The organism is Pseudomonas sp. FSL W5-0299 (assembly GCF_005930655.1).
Classification (GTDB): domain Bacteria; phylum Pseudomonadota; class Gammaproteobacteria; order Pseudomonadales; family Pseudomonadaceae; genus Aquipseudomonas; species Aquipseudomonas mandelii.
In genome coordinates, this window is record NZ_RXHX01000004.1 from 167190 (window position 1) to 182439 (window position 15250).

The window sequence follows — 15250 nt, forward strand, 5'->3', positions numbered from 1 at the left end:
TTGGCTGCCAATTATACGACCACTGGAGTACTTATGTTAATTGAAATTAAGGCAAGATGGATTTTTTTGGATAGCAGGCTAACGACTTTGACCCATACAATCCCTCAAAAAACAAGCCAAAAACAAAGATAATCAATGAGAAAATATAGATCTCATACCGCCCCAGAGTTACAGATTCACCTCGAGACATTGCGCCACGCGGGCCCACTCACAAGCAAGCAGGGTGAAAAGAATTAGAGATTGGAGAGATTATTGATTTGAAGAGCAGGCATCATCGCATGAAACATCTTTATTTCAGGCCGCGCTGCAGCACCGAACTGCAGGTTAACCTGATACCACTAGTCCGAAAGTTAGCTCAAAGCCCTGGCACGACCTTTAGCGATAAAGACCCTGACAAATGCGATGAACAAGCTTAAAACGACGCCGATAAATAGCCCTTGGAGCAAGATCAGCACTTTATTCGGTTTAATCGGAAAATCAGGCGAATATATTACGCCATCCATGCGATAAACAGAAATCGATTCAGGCGTCACCTTCATCCCCTTGAAATACTCTAAGCGAGACTCCAGGGAGCGCAGCCCGTCAATGAAGGGGTCTTCAATTTTACGGGATTCAAGATTTTCTATCTCAGCCTTTAAAGCCTTTGTACCGCGCATGTAAATTAGCTGCCCTTCCATACTCCCGGACATTTCAGCGGAAAGATTCCCCGAGATAATCAGCGGCTTTTCAAGATTGATTTCTTCCGCAACTCGCAAAGCCTCTTTCAACTTGACAATCCAGTCCTCGCGAATGGCCAAACTCTTCTCTCGGCGAATCGAAATTTGCCGCTCAAGGTCACCAGCACGAATCTGAGCTTCTCGCTGAGCATTTTGAATTATTTCCTGCTTCGCTGCCTCACCTGCTCTCTTGACATATATGTCTAACCATTCTGCGGTCTGGCTTGCGCTATGGCCTTGGAAAGATACCGAGTAACGATCAGGTAAATCCTTGGAGCTAGGAGCAATCAAGAGTTTCGAAGTGAATTGCGCATACAGTACTTCTTGGGATTGTTTTTGCTCTGCCTCCGTGAAAGTTGGCAGATACATACTCAAAAAAAGTTCGCGCTTCAAAGATTCAGATTGCAGGTTTCGAAGATAAACCGAGTAGACTTCTTTAACCGTAAAAGGATCCATATCAGACTTTTTGTCACGCCCAAAATTCAGCGCAACGATATCACTTTGTTTCGGCGGAAAAACAAAGGCGCGAGCTTCGTAAACAGGCTTGGCCAAATACGCATAGATAACTGCTGCCAAAAGGCATGTAACCGTTATCAACAAAATCAGCCTTTTCTGAGAAAAGATCTCTTGAAAAATCTCATAAAGATCGATTTCATCATTACTGGACTGAGATCCATGATTATTTTGCATACAACCGCCATACCCTTTATTTATATCAGGAGATTACCCACTTCAGGGAATTCGCGCTGAACGTTATTTTTCATGATTTAATTGTTCAGGAGATAAAACCCGACCCCGATTTGCAGCAAATTCAAAATTAGGAACGACGCCGCCCTCTCCCACCCATCACACGTCATTGATAACGCATGTGAGCCTGATTCAGATCTCTTCCACGTCTACGATGCAATAAGAGCAGTGTCCGTAGCACTGGTCCAACCAGCATGCCAATCAGCAACGCCAAGATAATAAAACGAGAAATAGGTAATCGCGGGGTCTGCACCCCCAAAAACACCAATTCTACAGGCTGCTGATTCTCAAGTGTAAAGCCGAGCACAACCAAAACAACCAGGAAAACTAACAAAACAGCTAGTTTTTTTTTCATTTCATGCACTCCTGCACCCAGGCCGAGCGCTTAAGAATCTTCAACTTCAACTTCAACTTCATCTTCATCTTCATTGACCCGATCCCTTAGCTCTTTGCCCGGCTTGAAATGCGGGACAAACTTGCCGTCAAGGCTGACGGACTGGCCGGTTTTTGGATTGCGACCTACGCGCGGTGCGCGGTAATGCAAGGAGAAGCTACCAAACCCTCGAATCTCAATCCGATCCCCTGTGGCGAGGCACTGTGACATCTGCTCAAGCATAGTCTTGATAGCCAGCTCCACATCCTTGGATGAGAGCAGCCCTTGATGGGTGACAATTCGTTCGATCAACTCCGACTTCGTCATATTTTTCCCTTCTTTTTCAAGCAGCTAGGAAAAGCGCTTCAAAGGTTTTAGCATGCCCGGAGGAATTTGAACAGCCCGGGTTTTCACATATTTTCACCAGCAATGACCGCCCAATTACGAGGAACTACGACGCGATCTAGCTCAGCGACAAATAACCAGCATGGTGCGCGTCAGATACCCCGCGGGATTGAAGCCGAATGGGTATTCATCCTCATCCTTGGCATCATCGGACCTTGCTACAACCTTATAGCCCGCCGCCTTACACTCTTTGTCCGCGCGCTTACGGCACTTCTCCCATCCAGAACCCAACCCCGAACAATCTATCTCTACGCCACTGACTCCACGCACGGCATGAGTCTTGGCATTCGTACCGCAACCCGCCAGCATCAAGACTGCCATTGCGACAATGAGCTTGTTCATTCACTTCCTTATGGCAGACGCCCTGCCCGGCTATCGTTCTTTAGCTAAAGACTAGCTGCAAATAAGCGATTGATCCGATTAAAGAAAGAGACAACACAGAAGGATCATTGGTTTCAAGAACAGCCACCCCGCGCACGAACCACCCGACAAACCCAAATCCCAGACACAAAAAAGGGCGACCGAAGTCGCCCTTTTTCTATGGTCTGACAGAACTCAGTTCTGTTTTTCCATTTGTGCACGCAACAGGTCGCCCAGAGTGGTAGGACCAGCAGCGATGCTATCCGAAGGCTTGTCTTTCAAGCTTTGGATGGCTTCTTTCTCTTCAGCATCGTCTTTCGACTTGATGGAGAGCTGGATTACACGGCTCTTGCGGTCAACGCTGATGATCTTGGCTTCTACTTCCTGGCCTTCTTTCAGAACGTTGCGCGCGTCTTCAACGCGGTCACGGCTGATTTCGGAGGCTTTCAGAGTCGCTTCGATATCGTCGGCCAGAGTGATGATGGCGCCTTTAGCGTCAACTTCTTTCACGATGCCTTTAACGATGGCGCCTTTGTCGTTCTCTTGAACGTACTCGGAGAACGGATCGCTTTCCAGTTGCTTGATACCCAGGGAGATGCGCTCGCGCTCTGGGTCAACCGACAGGATAACGGTGTCCAGCTCGTCGCCCTTCTTGAAGCGGCGAACGGCTTCTTCGCCCACTTCGTTCCAGGAGATGTCGGACAGGTGAACCAGACCGTCGATGCCGCCGTCCAGACCAATGAAGATACCGAAATCGGTGATCGACTTGATGGTGCCGGAGATTTTATCGCCCTTGTTGAACTGGCCAGAGAAATCTTCCCATGGGTTAGATTTGCACTGTTTGATGCCGAGGGAGATACGACGACGCTCTTCGTCGATGTCCAGAACCATAACTTCCACTTCGTCGCCGACTTGTACGACTTTCGAAGGGTGGATGTTCTTATTGGTCCAGTCCATTTCGGAAACGTGTACCAGGCCTTCAACGCCTTCTTCCAGCTCAGCGAAGCAGCCGTAGTCGGTCAGGTTGGTTACACGAGCGGTAACGCGAGTGCTTTCTGGGTAACGGGCTTTGATAGCAACCCATGGATCTTCGCCCAGTTGCTTGAGGCCCAGGGAAACACGATTGCGTTCGCGATCGTACTTCAGAACCTTGACATCAATCTCGTCGCCAACGTTGACGATTTCGGAAGGATGCTTGATACGCTTCCAAGCCATGTCGGTAATGTGCAGCAGGCCATCGACGCCACCCAGATCGACGAATGCGCCGTAATCGGTGAGGTTCTTGACGATACCTTTGACTTGTTGACCTTCCTGCAGGGATTCCAGCAGAGCTTCACGCTCAGCGGAGTTCTCGGCTTCGAGGACGCTACGACGGGAAACGACAACGTTGTTGCGTTTCTGGTCAAGCTTGATGACCTTGAATTCCAGCTCTTTGCCTTCCAGGTGCGTGGTATCGCGCACAGGACGGACGTCAACCAGAGAACCTGGCAGGAACGCACGGATGCCGTTAACGTCGACAGTGAAGCCGCCTTTAACCTTACCGTTGATAACGCCCTTGACCACTTCTTCGGCTGCGAAGGCTGCTTCCAGAACAATCCAGCATTCAGCGCGCTTGGCTTTTTCACGGGACAGCTTGGTTTCACCAAAGCCGTCTTCAACCGAGTCCAGAGCAACGTGAACTTCGTCACCGACGTTGATAGTCAGTTCGCCAGCATCGTTGTAGAACTGCTCAAGCGGGATGAGTGCTTCAGACTTCAGGCCAGCGTGAACGGTTACCCAGCGAGCTTGGTAATCGATATCAACGATAACACCGGTGATGATGGAGCCTGCCTGAAGGTTCAGGGTTTTTAGGCTTTCTTCAAAGAGTTCCGCAAAGCTTTCGCTCATTTTAATTCCTGTTGAATAAGGGCGAAGGATACGCCCATCTCCACATCCCAGACGACGTGGGTTATGTTCATTTAAAGAAGCACTGCAAGACTATGACTGGTCCCCTGCAGAGCTTCTTGGTCACCCGGCGATATCGCGAATGGCGATCTCGCTCATGATGCGTTCCAGCACCTGATCGATGGATAACTCCGTGGAATCCAGCTGTATGGCGTCAGCCGCCGGCTTGAGCGGGGCTACCGCTCGCTGGGTGTCACGCTCATCGCGTGCACGGATCTCATCTAGCAGACTCGACAGACTAACACCATCGACTTTGCCCTTCAACTGCAAGTATCGACGGCGCGCACGCTCCTCGGCACTGGCAGTGAGGAATATCTTCAGCGGCGCGTCCGGAAAAACCACCGTGCCCATGTCGCGCCCATCGGCGACCAACCCCGGCGATTCCTGAAACGCCCGCTGACGCTGAAGCAGCGCCTCGCGTACCGCGGGCAATGCAGCCACCTGGGACGCACCCGAGCCGACGCTTTCCGTACGGATGACATCGCTGACTTCGTCACCCTCCAGAATGATGCGCTGCAGTTGACCTTCGGTCGCCGCAATGAACTGCACATCCAGATGAGCGGCAAGCTTTTTCAGCAGTTCTTCATTCGTCAGGTCAACGCCGTGGTTATGCGCAGCGAACGCCAACAGACGGTAGAGCGCACCGGAATCGAGCAAGTTCCAGCCCAGACGCTTGGCCAGTATCCCGGCGACCGTGCCTTTGCCAGAGCCGCTTGGCCCATCGATGGTGATGACCGGTGCGATGATTTTCACGACTGAGCCTCTTGTGCAACACGAATGCCGACCTGCGCACAAAGCGCGAGGAAGTTCGGGAACGAGGTTGCGACGTTGGCACAGTCATGGATGCGAATCGGTGCGGTGGCGCGCAGCGAAGCAACGCTGAACGCCATGGCAATCCGGTGATCGCCGTGACCGTGCACTTCGCCGCCGCCGATCAGGCCGCCGTCGATGATGATGCCGTCCGGGGTCGGTTCGCATTTGACGCCCAGCGCCAGCAAGCCATCCGCCATGACCTGGATACGGTCCGACTCCTTGACTCGCAGCTCTTCGGCGCCACGCAACACGGTGCGCCCTTCGGCACAGGCCGCGGCCACGAACAGCACCGGAAATTCGTCGATGGCCAGTGGAACCAGCGCTTCGGGAATCTCGATACCCTTGAGTTTAGCTGCCCGTACGCGCAGATCCGCCACCGGCTCGCCGCCAACTTCACGCTGGTTTTCCAGGGTGATATCAGCGCCCATCAGACGCAGGATGTCTATCACGCCGGTACGGGTCGGGTTGATGCCGACGTGCTCGAGCACCAGCTCCGAACCTTCGGCGATCGATGCCGCCACCAGGAAGAACGCGGAAGACGAGATGTCGCCCGGCACTTCAATGTGGGTCGCAGTCAGCTTGTGGCCGGACTCAACCGAAGCGGTCGCACCGTTAACGGTGACCGGATAGCCGAAGCCGCGCAGCATGCGCTCGGTGTGGTCGCGGGTCGGAGCCGGTTCGGTGACGGTGGTCTTGCCTTCGGCGTACAGGCCGGCTAGCAGCAGGCAGGATTTAACCTGGGCGCTGGCCATCGGCATGGTGTAAGTCAGACCCTTGAGCTTGTTGCCGCCACGAATGGTCATCGGTGGACGACCTTCAGCGGCGGTCTCGATCACGGCACCCATTTCACGCAGCGGATTGGCCACGCGATTCATCGGGCGCTTGGACAGCGAGGCGTCACCGGTCAGGGTGCTATCGAAGTCCTGCGCAGCCAGCAGGCCCGACAGCAGACGCATCGAGGTGCCGGAGTTGCCCAGATAGATCGGGCCCGGCGCAGGCTTCAAGCCATGCAGGCCGACGCCGTGAATGGTCACGCGACCGTGGTGCGGACCTTCGATCACGACGCCCATGTCGCGGAAGGCTTGCAAGGTCGCCAGGGCGTCTTCGCCCTCGAGGAAGCCTTCGACTTCGGTGACGCCTTCGGCCAGGGAGCCGAGCATGATCGAACGGTGGGAAATCGATTTATCGCCCGGTACACGAATCCGCCCAGTCAGGCGGCCACCAGGTTGAGCCAGGAAAATCAGGTCGTTGGAGTTCATAGCGTCCACATAAGCCCGGCGGGCCAGGATTTTACTGAAATGTTCGCGGGCAACCCGGGCGCGAGTGAATACGCCCAACAATTGGTGCCCATCCCCTGCATCGACCGCGTCGCGCAAGGCGTCGAGGTCGCTGCGAAATGTATCAAGTGTGCGCAGGACAGCTTCGCGGTTGGCGAGGAAGATGTCGTGCCACATGACCGGGTCGCTTCCCGCGATTCTTGTGAAATCGCGAAAACCGCCCGCAGCGTAACGGAAGATCTCAAGGTTTTCATTGCGCTTGGCCAGTGAATCGACCAGACCGAACGCCAGCAAGTGTGGCAAATGGCTGGTTGCCGCCAACACTTCGTCGTGACGCTCGACCTGCATGTGCTCGACATCGGCGCCCAATTCACGCCACAAACGGTCGACCACTGCCAGCGCGGCCGGATCGGTCTGATCCAGCGGTGTCAAAATCACTTTATGGCGACGGAACAGCTCGGCATTGGAGGCTTCCACCCCGCTCTGCTCGGAACCGGCAATCGGATGGCCCGGCACAAAACGCGACGGCATGCCGCCAAACGCTTCGGTCGCGGCACGCACCACATTGCCTTTGGCGCTGCCAACATCGGTCAGAATCGCCTGCCCCAGATCCATGCCGGCCAAGCGGCCAAGCATTTTTTCCATGGCAAGGATCGGCACGGCGAGCTGGATCACATCCGCGCCCTGACAAGCAATCGCCAGGTCTTCTTCGCAGCGATCCACCACGCCCAACTCAACCGCGAGCTTGCGCGACTGCGGGTCGAGATCGACCCCGACCACTTCGCGGCACAGGCCACTTTCGCGCAACCCCTTGGCAAACGAACCGCCGATCAACCCCAGGCCGACCACCACCAGGCGACCGATCATAGGGGCAGCAGGTTGCAGTGCAGTGACATCAACCACGAGCCAGAACCTTGGTCAGTGCCTCTAGGAAGCGGCTGTTTTCAGCGGGCAAACCGATGGTGATGCGCAGGTGGTTCGGCATGCCGTAGTTGGCCACCGGACGCACAATCACGCCTTCGCGCAGCAACCCCTGGAAGATCGGCGCAGCCACCTGCCCCATATCGACGCAGATGAAGTTGCCCTTGGAAGGAATCCAGCTCAGCCCCAGCTCACGGAACCCCGTTTCCAGTTGCTGCATGCCGGCTTCGTTCAGGCGACGGCTTTCAGCCAGGTAATCGGCATCTTGCAGTGCAGCGCACGCAGCGGCCAGGGCCAGGCTGTTAACGTTGAACGGCTGACGCACGCGATTCAGCACATCGGCAACCACCGCAGTGGACAAGCCATAACCGACCCGCAGTGCCGCCAGGCCATAAGCCTTGGAGAACGTGCGCGAAACCAGCAGATTCGGGTACGCCGCCAGGAAGTCCAGGCCATCCGGCAAGTCGCTGCCCTCGGCGTATTCGATGTACGCCTCGTCCAGCACCACCAGCACATGCTCCGGTACGTCCTGCAGGAACTCATCCAGTGCCTCGGCACCGAACCAGGTCCCGGTCGGGTTGTTCGGGTTGGCGATGAATACCACACGAGTATCGGCATCGATCGCAGCCAGCATGGCCGGCAGGTCATGCCCCCAGTCTTTGGCCGGGACCACTTTGGCCGTCGCGCCGACGGCTTGCGTGGCGATCGGGTAAACAGCAAACGCATGCTCACTGAACACCGCGTTCAGGCCGGGCGCCAGGTACGCACGCGCCACCAGCTCCAGAATGTCATTGGAACCGTTGCCCAGCGTCACCTGATTCAGCTCGACGCGGCACTGCTCGGCCAGCAGGGTCTTGAGCGCAAAACCGTTGCCGTCCGGATAGCGGGTCAGCTCGGCCAGTTCGTCGCGAATGGCTGCCAGCGCCTTTGGACTGGCGCCCAACGGGTTTTCATTGCTGGCCAGCTTGATGATTCTGGCTGGATCGATGTTCAGCTCACGCGCCAGTTCGTCCACGGGTTTGCCCGGAACGTAAGGCGAAAGTTGTTGCACGCCCGGCTGCGCCAGAGCGAGGAAGTTGCCACTCATTTGCTACCCCTTAGAGAACTGCTTTCGGGTAAGAACCCAGCACTTTGAGTGCTACTGCTTCCTGACTGATCTTTTCCAGTACACCTTTGATCAACGGATCACGGTGGTGGCCGACGAAGTCGATGAAGAACACGTAGGTCCATTTACCGCTGCGCGACGGACGGGTCTCGATTCGCGTCAGGTCGATACCGTTGTCGTGGAACGGCACCAACAACTCATGAAGCGCACCGGGCTTGTTGCTCATGGAGACGATGATCGACGTCTTGTCGTCGCCGGTCGGCGGTACTTCCTGGCTGCCGATCATCAGGAAGCGCGTGGAGTTGTCCGGGCGATCCTCGATTTTCTCGGCCAGGCGGGTCAGCCCGTACAAGCTGGCGGCCATGTCGCCGGCAATCGCCGCCGAGTTCCACTCACCCTTGACCCGCTTGGCTGCTTCGGCATTACTCGACACCGCCACGCGCTCGACATTCGGGTAGTGCGCGTCCAGCCACTTGCGGCACTGGGCCAGGGACTGGGCATGGGAGTAGATGCGGCTGATGCTGTCGGTCTTGGTGTTTTCGCCCACCAACAGGTGATGGTGAATCCGCAGCTCGACTTCGCCACAGATGACCATGTCGTGTTCGAGGAAGCTGTCGAGGGTGTGGTTGACCGCGCCTTCAGTGGAGTTTTCCACCGGGACCACGCCAAAATTCACCGCACCGGCCGCCACTTCGCGGAACACTTCGTCGATCGCCGCCATCGGCTTGCTGATCACCGCGTGGCCGAAATGCTTCATGGCGGCGGCTTGAGTGAAGGTGCCTTCAGGGCCTAGGTACGCCACTTTCAGCGGCTGTTCGAGGGCCAGGCACGACGACATGATTTCGCGGAACAAACGCGCCATCTCTTCGTTGCCCAGCGGCCCCTGATTGCGCTCCATTACGCGCTTGAGCACCTGAGCTTCACGCTCAGGACGATAGAACACCGGCACTTCGCCTTCGGCCAGCGAGGCCATCTTTACTCGCGCAACTTCCTGGGCGCAGCGTGCACGCTCACTGATCAGCTCCAGGACTTTGGCGTCCAGGGCATCAATGCGAACGCGCAGTGCCTTGAGTTCTTGCTCAGACATTAGCCGTGTTCCTTCTCGAACTCTGCCATGTACGAAATCAGTGCGTTGACCGCAACGATGTCGACGGCGTTATAGATGGAGGCACGCATGCCGCCCACAGAACGGTGACCCTTGAGGTTCAACAGGCCACGTTCGTCGGCACCGGCCAGGAATGGCTTGTCGAGACGGTCGTCAGCTAGGCGGAACGGAACATTCATCCACGAGCGATCCGACTTGTTGATCGGGTTGCTGTACAAGCCGCTGGCGTCAATGAAGTCGTACAGCGTGCGCTGCTTCACTTCGTTGAGCTTGCCGATAGCTTCAACACCACCCTGCTCTTTCAGCCACTCGAACACCAGACCGGACAGATACCAGGCCAGGGTAGGCGGGGTGTTGTACATCGAGCCGTTATCGGCCGCGACCTTGTAGTTGAGCATGGTCGGGCACAGGGAACGGGCATGACCCAACAGATCTTCGCGAATGATGTTCACGACAATGCCGCTCGGGCCGATGTTTTTCTGCGCGCCGGCGTAGATCATGCCGAAGCGCGAAACATCGATTGGGCGCGAGAGAATGTCCGAAGACATGTCGGCCACCAGCGGAACGTCGCCAGTTTCCGGGACCCAACTGAATTCCAGGCCGCCAATGGTTTCGTTCGGTGCGTAGTGAACGTAGGCCGCGTCTTTCGACAGGCTCCACTCGTTCTGACCGGGAATGGCGAAATAGTCATAAGGCTTGGCAGTAGCGGCAACGTTGACGCGGCCGTAGCGCGAGGCTTCTTCGATGGCTTTCTGCGACCAGATACCGGTGTCGATATAGTCGGCGGTGCCGCTTTCCGGCAAAAGGTTCAGAGGAATCTGAGCAAATTGCTGGCTGGCGCCACCTTGCAGAAAGAGCACTTTATAGTTCGAGGAGATATTCAGCAGATCACGCAGATCCTGCTCGGCCTTGGTGGCGATGGACACGAACTCATCACTGCGATGGCTCATCTCCATGACCGACAGGCCCTTGCCGTGCCAATCAAGGAGTTCACCCTGGGCGCGCTGCAGGACAGCTTCGGGAAGTGCCGCAGGACCGGCACAGAAGTTATAGGCTCTCTTGCTCACATCCAATCTCGCTCTGATTTGGTGGTAATCACGCAATAAATCACAACATCAATCGACACAGGGCCCTGCCGAAGCAGAAACCTGAGGGAGCGAGCCTGCTCGCGAATGCATCACCACGGTGTTTCAGAGGTACCGCGGCGCCTGCATTCGCGAGCAGGCTCGCTCCCACAAGGGTTCTCCACTGATATCGAAATTTTCCGTTCGGACAAACAACAAGGGGGCGAATTTTCATCCGCCCCCTGTTTGTCCACTTACTCTTGTGGCTCTTCGTCAGCAGCGGCGTCGAGTTGCTGATCTTCAACCACGTCGTCGATCACGACCTCGCCGTCGAACACCGCCCCCTCTTCACCTTCCAGCTCTTCGCCTTCGACTTCCGACGGCTCCTGCACCCGCTCCAGACCGACCAGCGTTTCATCACTGGCCAGTTTGATCAGGGTCACGCCTTGGGTGTTACGCCCCAGACTGGACACTTCGTCGACGCGGGTACGCACCAGGGTGCCCTGGTCGGAAATCAGCATGATTTCCTCGCCGTCGAGCACCTGGACTGCACCGACCAAGCGGCCGTTACGGTCGTTGCTGACCATGGCGATAACGCCCTGACCGCCACGTTTGTACTCAGGGAACTCGGTGATCGCCGTGCGCTTGCCGAAACCACGGGCCGAAGCGGTGAGGATCTGGCTGCCTTCTTCCGGAATCAGCATGGAAATCAGCTTCTGACCTTCCGGCAGACGCATGCCGCGGACACCGCGAGCGGTACGGCCCATGGCGCGAACGTCGGTTTCCTTGAAGCGAGTGACCTTGCCGCCGTCGGAGAACAGCATGACTTCGCGGCTGCCATCGGTAATGGAAGCTGAAATCAGTACGTCACCTTCGTCCAGCTCCAGCGCGATCAGACCGACGCTGCGTTGACGGCTGAAGGATTCGAGCGGGGTCTTCTTCACGGTGCCTTTGGCAGTGGCCATGAAGATGAAGTGACCTTCGGTGTATTCGTCGACCGGCAGCATGGTGGTGATGTATTCATCACTGTCCAGCGGCAGCAGGTTGACCAACGGACGACCACGGGCCGCACGGGACGCTTCAGGGATTTCGTAGGTTTTCAGCCAGTACACTTTACCTTTGCTGGAGAACAGCAGCAGCGTGGTGTGGCTGTTGGCGACCAGCAGGTGAGCGATGTAGTCCTCATCCTTCACGCCGGTAGCCGATTTGCCTTTACCGCCACGACGCTGAGCCTGGTACGCAGCCAATGGCTGGGTCTTGGCATAGCCACCGTGGGAAATGGTCACGACGCGCTCTTCTTCCGGGATCATGTCACCCAGGGTCAGGTCGAGACGGGCATCGAGAATCTCGGTGCGGCGCACGTCGCCGTATTCGGCGCGAATCACTTCCAGCTCTTCGCGGATCACTTCCATCAGGCGCGTGGCGCTGCTGAGGATGCGGATCAGCTCGCCGATCTGGTTGAGGATCTCTTGATACTCGGCCAGCAGCTTTTCGTGTTCCAGGCCGGTCAGACGGTGCAGACGCAGTTCCAGAATGGCTTGTGCCTGTTCCGGCGACAGGAAGTACTTGCCTTCGCGCAGACCGTATTGCGGATCCAGGGTCTCTGGACGGCACGAATCGGCACCGGCACGTTCAACCATCGCGACCACGGCGGAGGATTCCCACGCAGTCTTGATCAGCGCTTCCTTGGCTTCCGACGGCGTTGGCGAAGCCTTGATCAGGGCGATGACCGGGTCGATGTTCGACAGGGCAACCGCTTGACCTTCCAGGATGTGGCCACGTTCGCGCGCTTTACGCAGTTCGAACACGGTACGACGGGTAACGACTTCGCGACGGTGACGAACGAAGGCTTCCAGCAGGTCCTTGAGGTTCAGGATCCGCGGACGGCCGTCGATCAGCGCGACGATGTTGATACCGAAAACGGCTTGCAGCTGGGTCTGGGCGTAGAGGTTGTTGAGGATCACCTCAGGCACTTCGCCACGACGCAGCTCGATCACGACGCGCATACCGTCCTTGTCGGACTCGTCGCGCAGTTCGGTGATGCCTTCGAGCTTCTTCTCTTTTACCAGCTCGGCGATCTTCTCGATCAGACGGGCCTTGTTCAGCTGGTATGGGAGTTCGGTGATGACGATCTGCTGACGGCCACCGACCTTGTCGATGTCTTCAATGATCGAGCGGGCGCGCATGTAAATGCGGCCACGACCGGTGCGGTAGGCTTCGATGATGCCGGCGCGACCGTTGATGATCGCGGCGGTCGGGAAGTCCGGACCGGGGATGTATTGCATCAGCTCATCGATGGTCAACTCAGGGTTGTCGATGAGCGCCAGGCAACCGTCGATGACTTCACCGAGGTTGTGCGGCGGAATGTTGGTTGCCATGCCCACGGCGATACCGCTGGAGCCGTTGACCAACAGGTTGGGAATACGGGTCGGCATGACCGCCGGGATCATTTCGGTGCCGTCGTAGTTCGGCACCCAGTCCACGGTTTCTTTGTGCAGGTCAGCCAGCAGCTCGTGCGCCAGCTTGGTCATGCGCACTTCGGTGTATCGCATGGCGGCGGCGTTGTCGCCGTCCACCGAACCGAAGTTGCCCTGCCCGTCTACCAGCAGGTAGCGCAGCGAGAATGGCTGCGCCATGCGGACGATGGTGTCGTACACCGCGGTATCACCGTGCGGGTGATACTTACCGATCACGTCACCGACAACACGGGCAGATTTCTTGTACGGCTTGTTGAAGTCGTTGCCCAGCTCGCTCATCGCGAACAGCACACGCCGGTGCACGGGCTTCAAGCCATCGCGCGCATCCGGCAAGGCCCGCCCGACGATTACGCTCATCGCGTAGTCGAGGTAGGACTGCTTCAGCTCGTCTTCGATATTGACCGGGAGGATTTCTTTGGCCAGTTCGCCCATGAGAAGCTCGATTCCTTTTTCTGGTGAAACTTCGTCACATCCATATGGGACGAACGAAGCTCGCCGCTGCAGGCTGAGTGCCATGCACCGACTTACGACAAATCAACAAGTTGAACCATGGATTTGCGCAGTAAAGACAACCCCGCGGGACTGCCTCGGAAAACGCCGGATGTTATCACAAGAGCCGCCACGCACCTATCCCCCAGACGCGCATGGAGTGTAGTTAGTTGACTGGTGGCAGGCTGAAAGGGGACGAGAGAGGCTTAGAGCCGCTCCGAATGCAGAATTGGCATCTGATTTACGGATGTTTGTTGACTTTTAGGGCCTCATCGCCAGCAGGCTGGCTCCCACAGGATCGGTGTCGATCAAAAAACCTGTGGGAGCCAGCCTGCTGGCGATGTCGATTTACAAGGCGCCGGACGCTCTCAATGCAGACGCTTGCGGCACATCAACAGCGCCATTTTCGCCGTGTCCGGGCGCTCGACGATGCCTTTCTCGGTGACGATCGCATCGATCAGGTCCGCCGGGGTCACGTCGAACACAGGGTTGAACGCATCAACCTCCGCCCCGACCCGCTTGCCGCCGACTTCCAGCAACTCGCGACCATCGCGTTCTTCAATTGGAATCTCGTCGCCGCTGGCCAGGTTCATGTCGATGGTCGAACTCGGCGCCACCACCATGAAGCGCACGCCGTGGTGCATGGCGTTGACTGCCAGCTGATACGTACCGATCTTGTTGGCCACATCGCCATTGGCGGTGATCCGGTCTGCGCCGACAATCACCCAGGTCACACCCTTGGTTTTCATGATGTGCGCGGCGGCGGAGTCGGCGTTGACGGTCACGGGAATGCCTTCATTGGCCAATTCCCAGGCGGTCAATCGCGAACCTTGCAACCATGGCCGGGTTTCGTCGGCGTAGACGCGCTCGACCATGCCTTCGATAAAGGCCCCGCGAATCACCCCCAACGCGGTGCCGAAACCGCCGGTGGCCAGTGCGCCGGTATTGCAGTGGGTCAGGATCGCCTGCGCGTTGCCCTGGTGCTTGCGGATCAGGTCCACACCCAATTGCGCCATGGTCAGGTTGGCTTCGCGATCGCTTTCATGAATGGCGATGGCTTCCGCCTCCAGCGCCGCGAGAGGATCCGCATCGCCCTTGAGACGATCCAGGCGGTCACGCATGCGCCCCAAGGCCCAGAACAGATTCACCGCCGTTGGACGGGAATCAGCCAGCAATGCGTAATCCTCTTCCCACTCGGCCTGCCAGTCACCACCCTCAGCTATGCGAGCGCGGGCCGACAGCACCATCGCATAGGCCGCACTGATGCCAATGGCCGGCGCGCCGCGCACCACCATCGAGCGAATGGCCTCGGCCACGCTTGCGGCGCTGGTGCAGGCGATCCACGTTTCCTCGAACGGCAAAATACGCTGATCCAGCAGGTACAGGGCGCCATCACGCCAATCGATGGCCTTCACCTTCTCCGCAGCCAACAGTCGATCGCGCATCCCACACCC

General features: G+C 57.1%; 12 protein-coding genes. All 12 read right to left on the reverse strand.

The features are described from left to right. Positions 1-350: 350 nt before the first annotated feature. The 12 genes from FHL16_RS07805 to mtnA all read right to left on the reverse strand — a co-directional run bounded on the left by FHL16_RS07805 (position 351) and on the right by mtnA (position 15241). Positions 351-1406 carry an LPS O-antigen chain length determinant protein WzzB gene (locus tag FHL16_RS07805; protein WP_077747951.1) on the reverse strand — a complete coding sequence of 352 codons (1056 nt, stop codon included), beginning with the start codon at positions 1404-1406 and terminating at the stop codon, positions 351-353. A 163-nt stretch (positions 1407-1569) separates the two neighbouring features. Further along, positions 1570-1818 carry a lipopolysaccharide assembly protein LapA domain-containing protein gene (locus FHL16_RS07810; protein ID WP_077747952.1) on the reverse strand — a complete coding sequence of 83 codons (249 nt, stop codon included), beginning with the start codon at positions 1816-1818 and terminating at the stop codon, positions 1570-1572. A gap of 30 nt (positions 1819-1848) precedes the next feature. Further along, complete coding sequence (gene ihfB, locus FHL16_RS07815; RefSeq protein ID WP_077747953.1) at positions 1849-2163, reverse strand: integration host factor subunit beta; 315 nt, start codon at positions 2161-2163, stop codon at positions 1849-1851. A 141-nt stretch (positions 2164-2304) separates the two neighbouring features. After that, complete coding sequence (locus tag FHL16_RS07820; protein ID WP_077747954.1) at positions 2305-2583, reverse strand: hypothetical protein; 279 nt, start codon at positions 2581-2583, stop codon at positions 2305-2307. 213 nt (positions 2584-2796) lie between these two features. After that, positions 2797-4488 (reverse strand): 30S ribosomal protein S1, encoded by a 1692-nt coding sequence (rpsA, locus tag FHL16_RS07825; RefSeq protein WP_008148721.1) that lies wholly within the window; start codon positions 4486-4488, stop codon positions 2797-2799. Between the two features lie 120 nt (positions 4489-4608). Next, the gene (gene cmk, locus FHL16_RS07830) at positions 4609-5298 is read right to left on the reverse strand and encodes a (d)CMP kinase (RefSeq protein WP_010461679.1); all 690 of its coding nucleotides are present in this window, start codon (positions 5296-5298) and stop codon (positions 4609-4611) included. Further along, complete coding sequence (locus FHL16_RS07835) at positions 5295-7502, reverse strand: bifunctional prephenate dehydrogenase/3-phosphoshikimate 1-carboxyvinyltransferase (protein ID WP_231990963.1); 2208 nt, start codon at positions 7500-7502, stop codon at positions 5295-5297. Before FHL16_RS07835 ends, cmk begins: the two co-directional genes overlap by 4 nt. A gap of 28 nt (positions 7503-7530) precedes the next feature. Continuing rightward, positions 7531-8643, reverse strand: coding sequence for a histidinol-phosphate transaminase (gene hisC, locus FHL16_RS07840; protein ID WP_010461683.1), 1113 nt, complete (start codon positions 8641-8643; stop codon positions 7531-7533). Positions 8644-8653: 10 nt separating this feature from the next. Further along, the gene (gene pheA / locus FHL16_RS07845) at positions 8654-9748 is read right to left on the reverse strand and encodes a prephenate dehydratase (RefSeq protein ID WP_010461684.1); all 1095 of its coding nucleotides are present in this window, start codon (positions 9746-9748) and stop codon (positions 8654-8656) included. After that, a complete protein-coding gene (gene serC / locus FHL16_RS07850) occupies positions 9748-10833 on the reverse strand; it encodes a 3-phosphoserine/phosphohydroxythreonine transaminase (RefSeq protein WP_077747956.1) in 1086 nt (361 codons plus the stop codon). The genes pheA and serC overlap by 1 nt, the downstream gene beginning before the upstream one ends. Positions 10834-11084: 251 nt before the next feature. Next, positions 11085-13739 carry a DNA gyrase subunit A gene (gyrA, locus tag FHL16_RS07860; protein ID WP_077747957.1) on the reverse strand — a complete coding sequence of 885 codons (2655 nt, stop codon included), beginning with the start codon at positions 13737-13739 and terminating at the stop codon, positions 11085-11087. A 425-nt stretch (positions 13740-14164) separates the two neighbouring features. Continuing rightward, positions 14165-15241, reverse strand: a complete 1077-nt coding sequence (gene mtnA / locus FHL16_RS07865) for an S-methyl-5-thioribose-1-phosphate isomerase (protein ID WP_010461692.1) — start codon at positions 15239-15241, stop codon at positions 14165-14167. Positions 15242-15250 lie beyond the last annotated feature (9 nt).

Excerpts from the sequence above, each read along its gene's own strand:
- FHL16_RS07805 (WP_077747951.1), bottom strand. The coding sequence starts at position 1,406 with ATGCAAAATAATCATGGATCTCAGTCCAGTAATGATGAAATCGATCTT.
- FHL16_RS07810 (WP_077747952.1), bottom strand. The coding sequence starts at position 1,818 with ATGAAAAAAAAACTAGCTGTTTTGTTAGTTTTCCTGGTTGTTTTGGTT.
- ihfB (WP_077747953.1), bottom strand. The coding sequence starts at position 2,163 with ATGACGAAGTCGGAGTTGATCGAACGAATTGTCACCCATCAAGGGCTG.
- FHL16_RS07820 (WP_077747954.1), bottom strand. The coding sequence starts at position 2,583 with ATGAACAAGCTCATTGTCGCAATGGCAGTCTTGATGCTGGCGGGTTGC.
- rpsA (WP_008148721.1), bottom strand. The coding sequence starts at position 4,488 with ATGAGCGAAAGCTTTGCGGAACTCTTTGAAGAAAGCCTAAAAACCCTG.
- FHL16_RS07835 (WP_231990963.1), bottom strand. The coding sequence starts at position 7,502 with ATGATCGGTCGCCTGGTGGTGGTCGGCCTGGGGTTGATCGGCGGTTCG.
- hisC (WP_010461683.1), bottom strand. The coding sequence starts at position 8,643 with ATGAGTGGCAACTTCCTCGCTCTGGCGCAGCCGGGCGTGCAACAACTT.
- pheA (WP_010461684.1), bottom strand. The coding sequence starts at position 9,748 with ATGTCTGAGCAAGAACTCAAGGCACTGCGCGTTCGCATTGATGCCCTG.
- gyrA (WP_077747957.1), bottom strand. The coding sequence starts at position 13,739 with ATGGGCGAACTGGCCAAAGAAATCCTCCCGGTCAATATCGAAGACGAG.
- mtnA (WP_010461692.1), bottom strand. The coding sequence starts at position 15,241 with ATGCGCGATCGACTGTTGGCTGCGGAGAAGGTGAAGGCCATCGATTGG.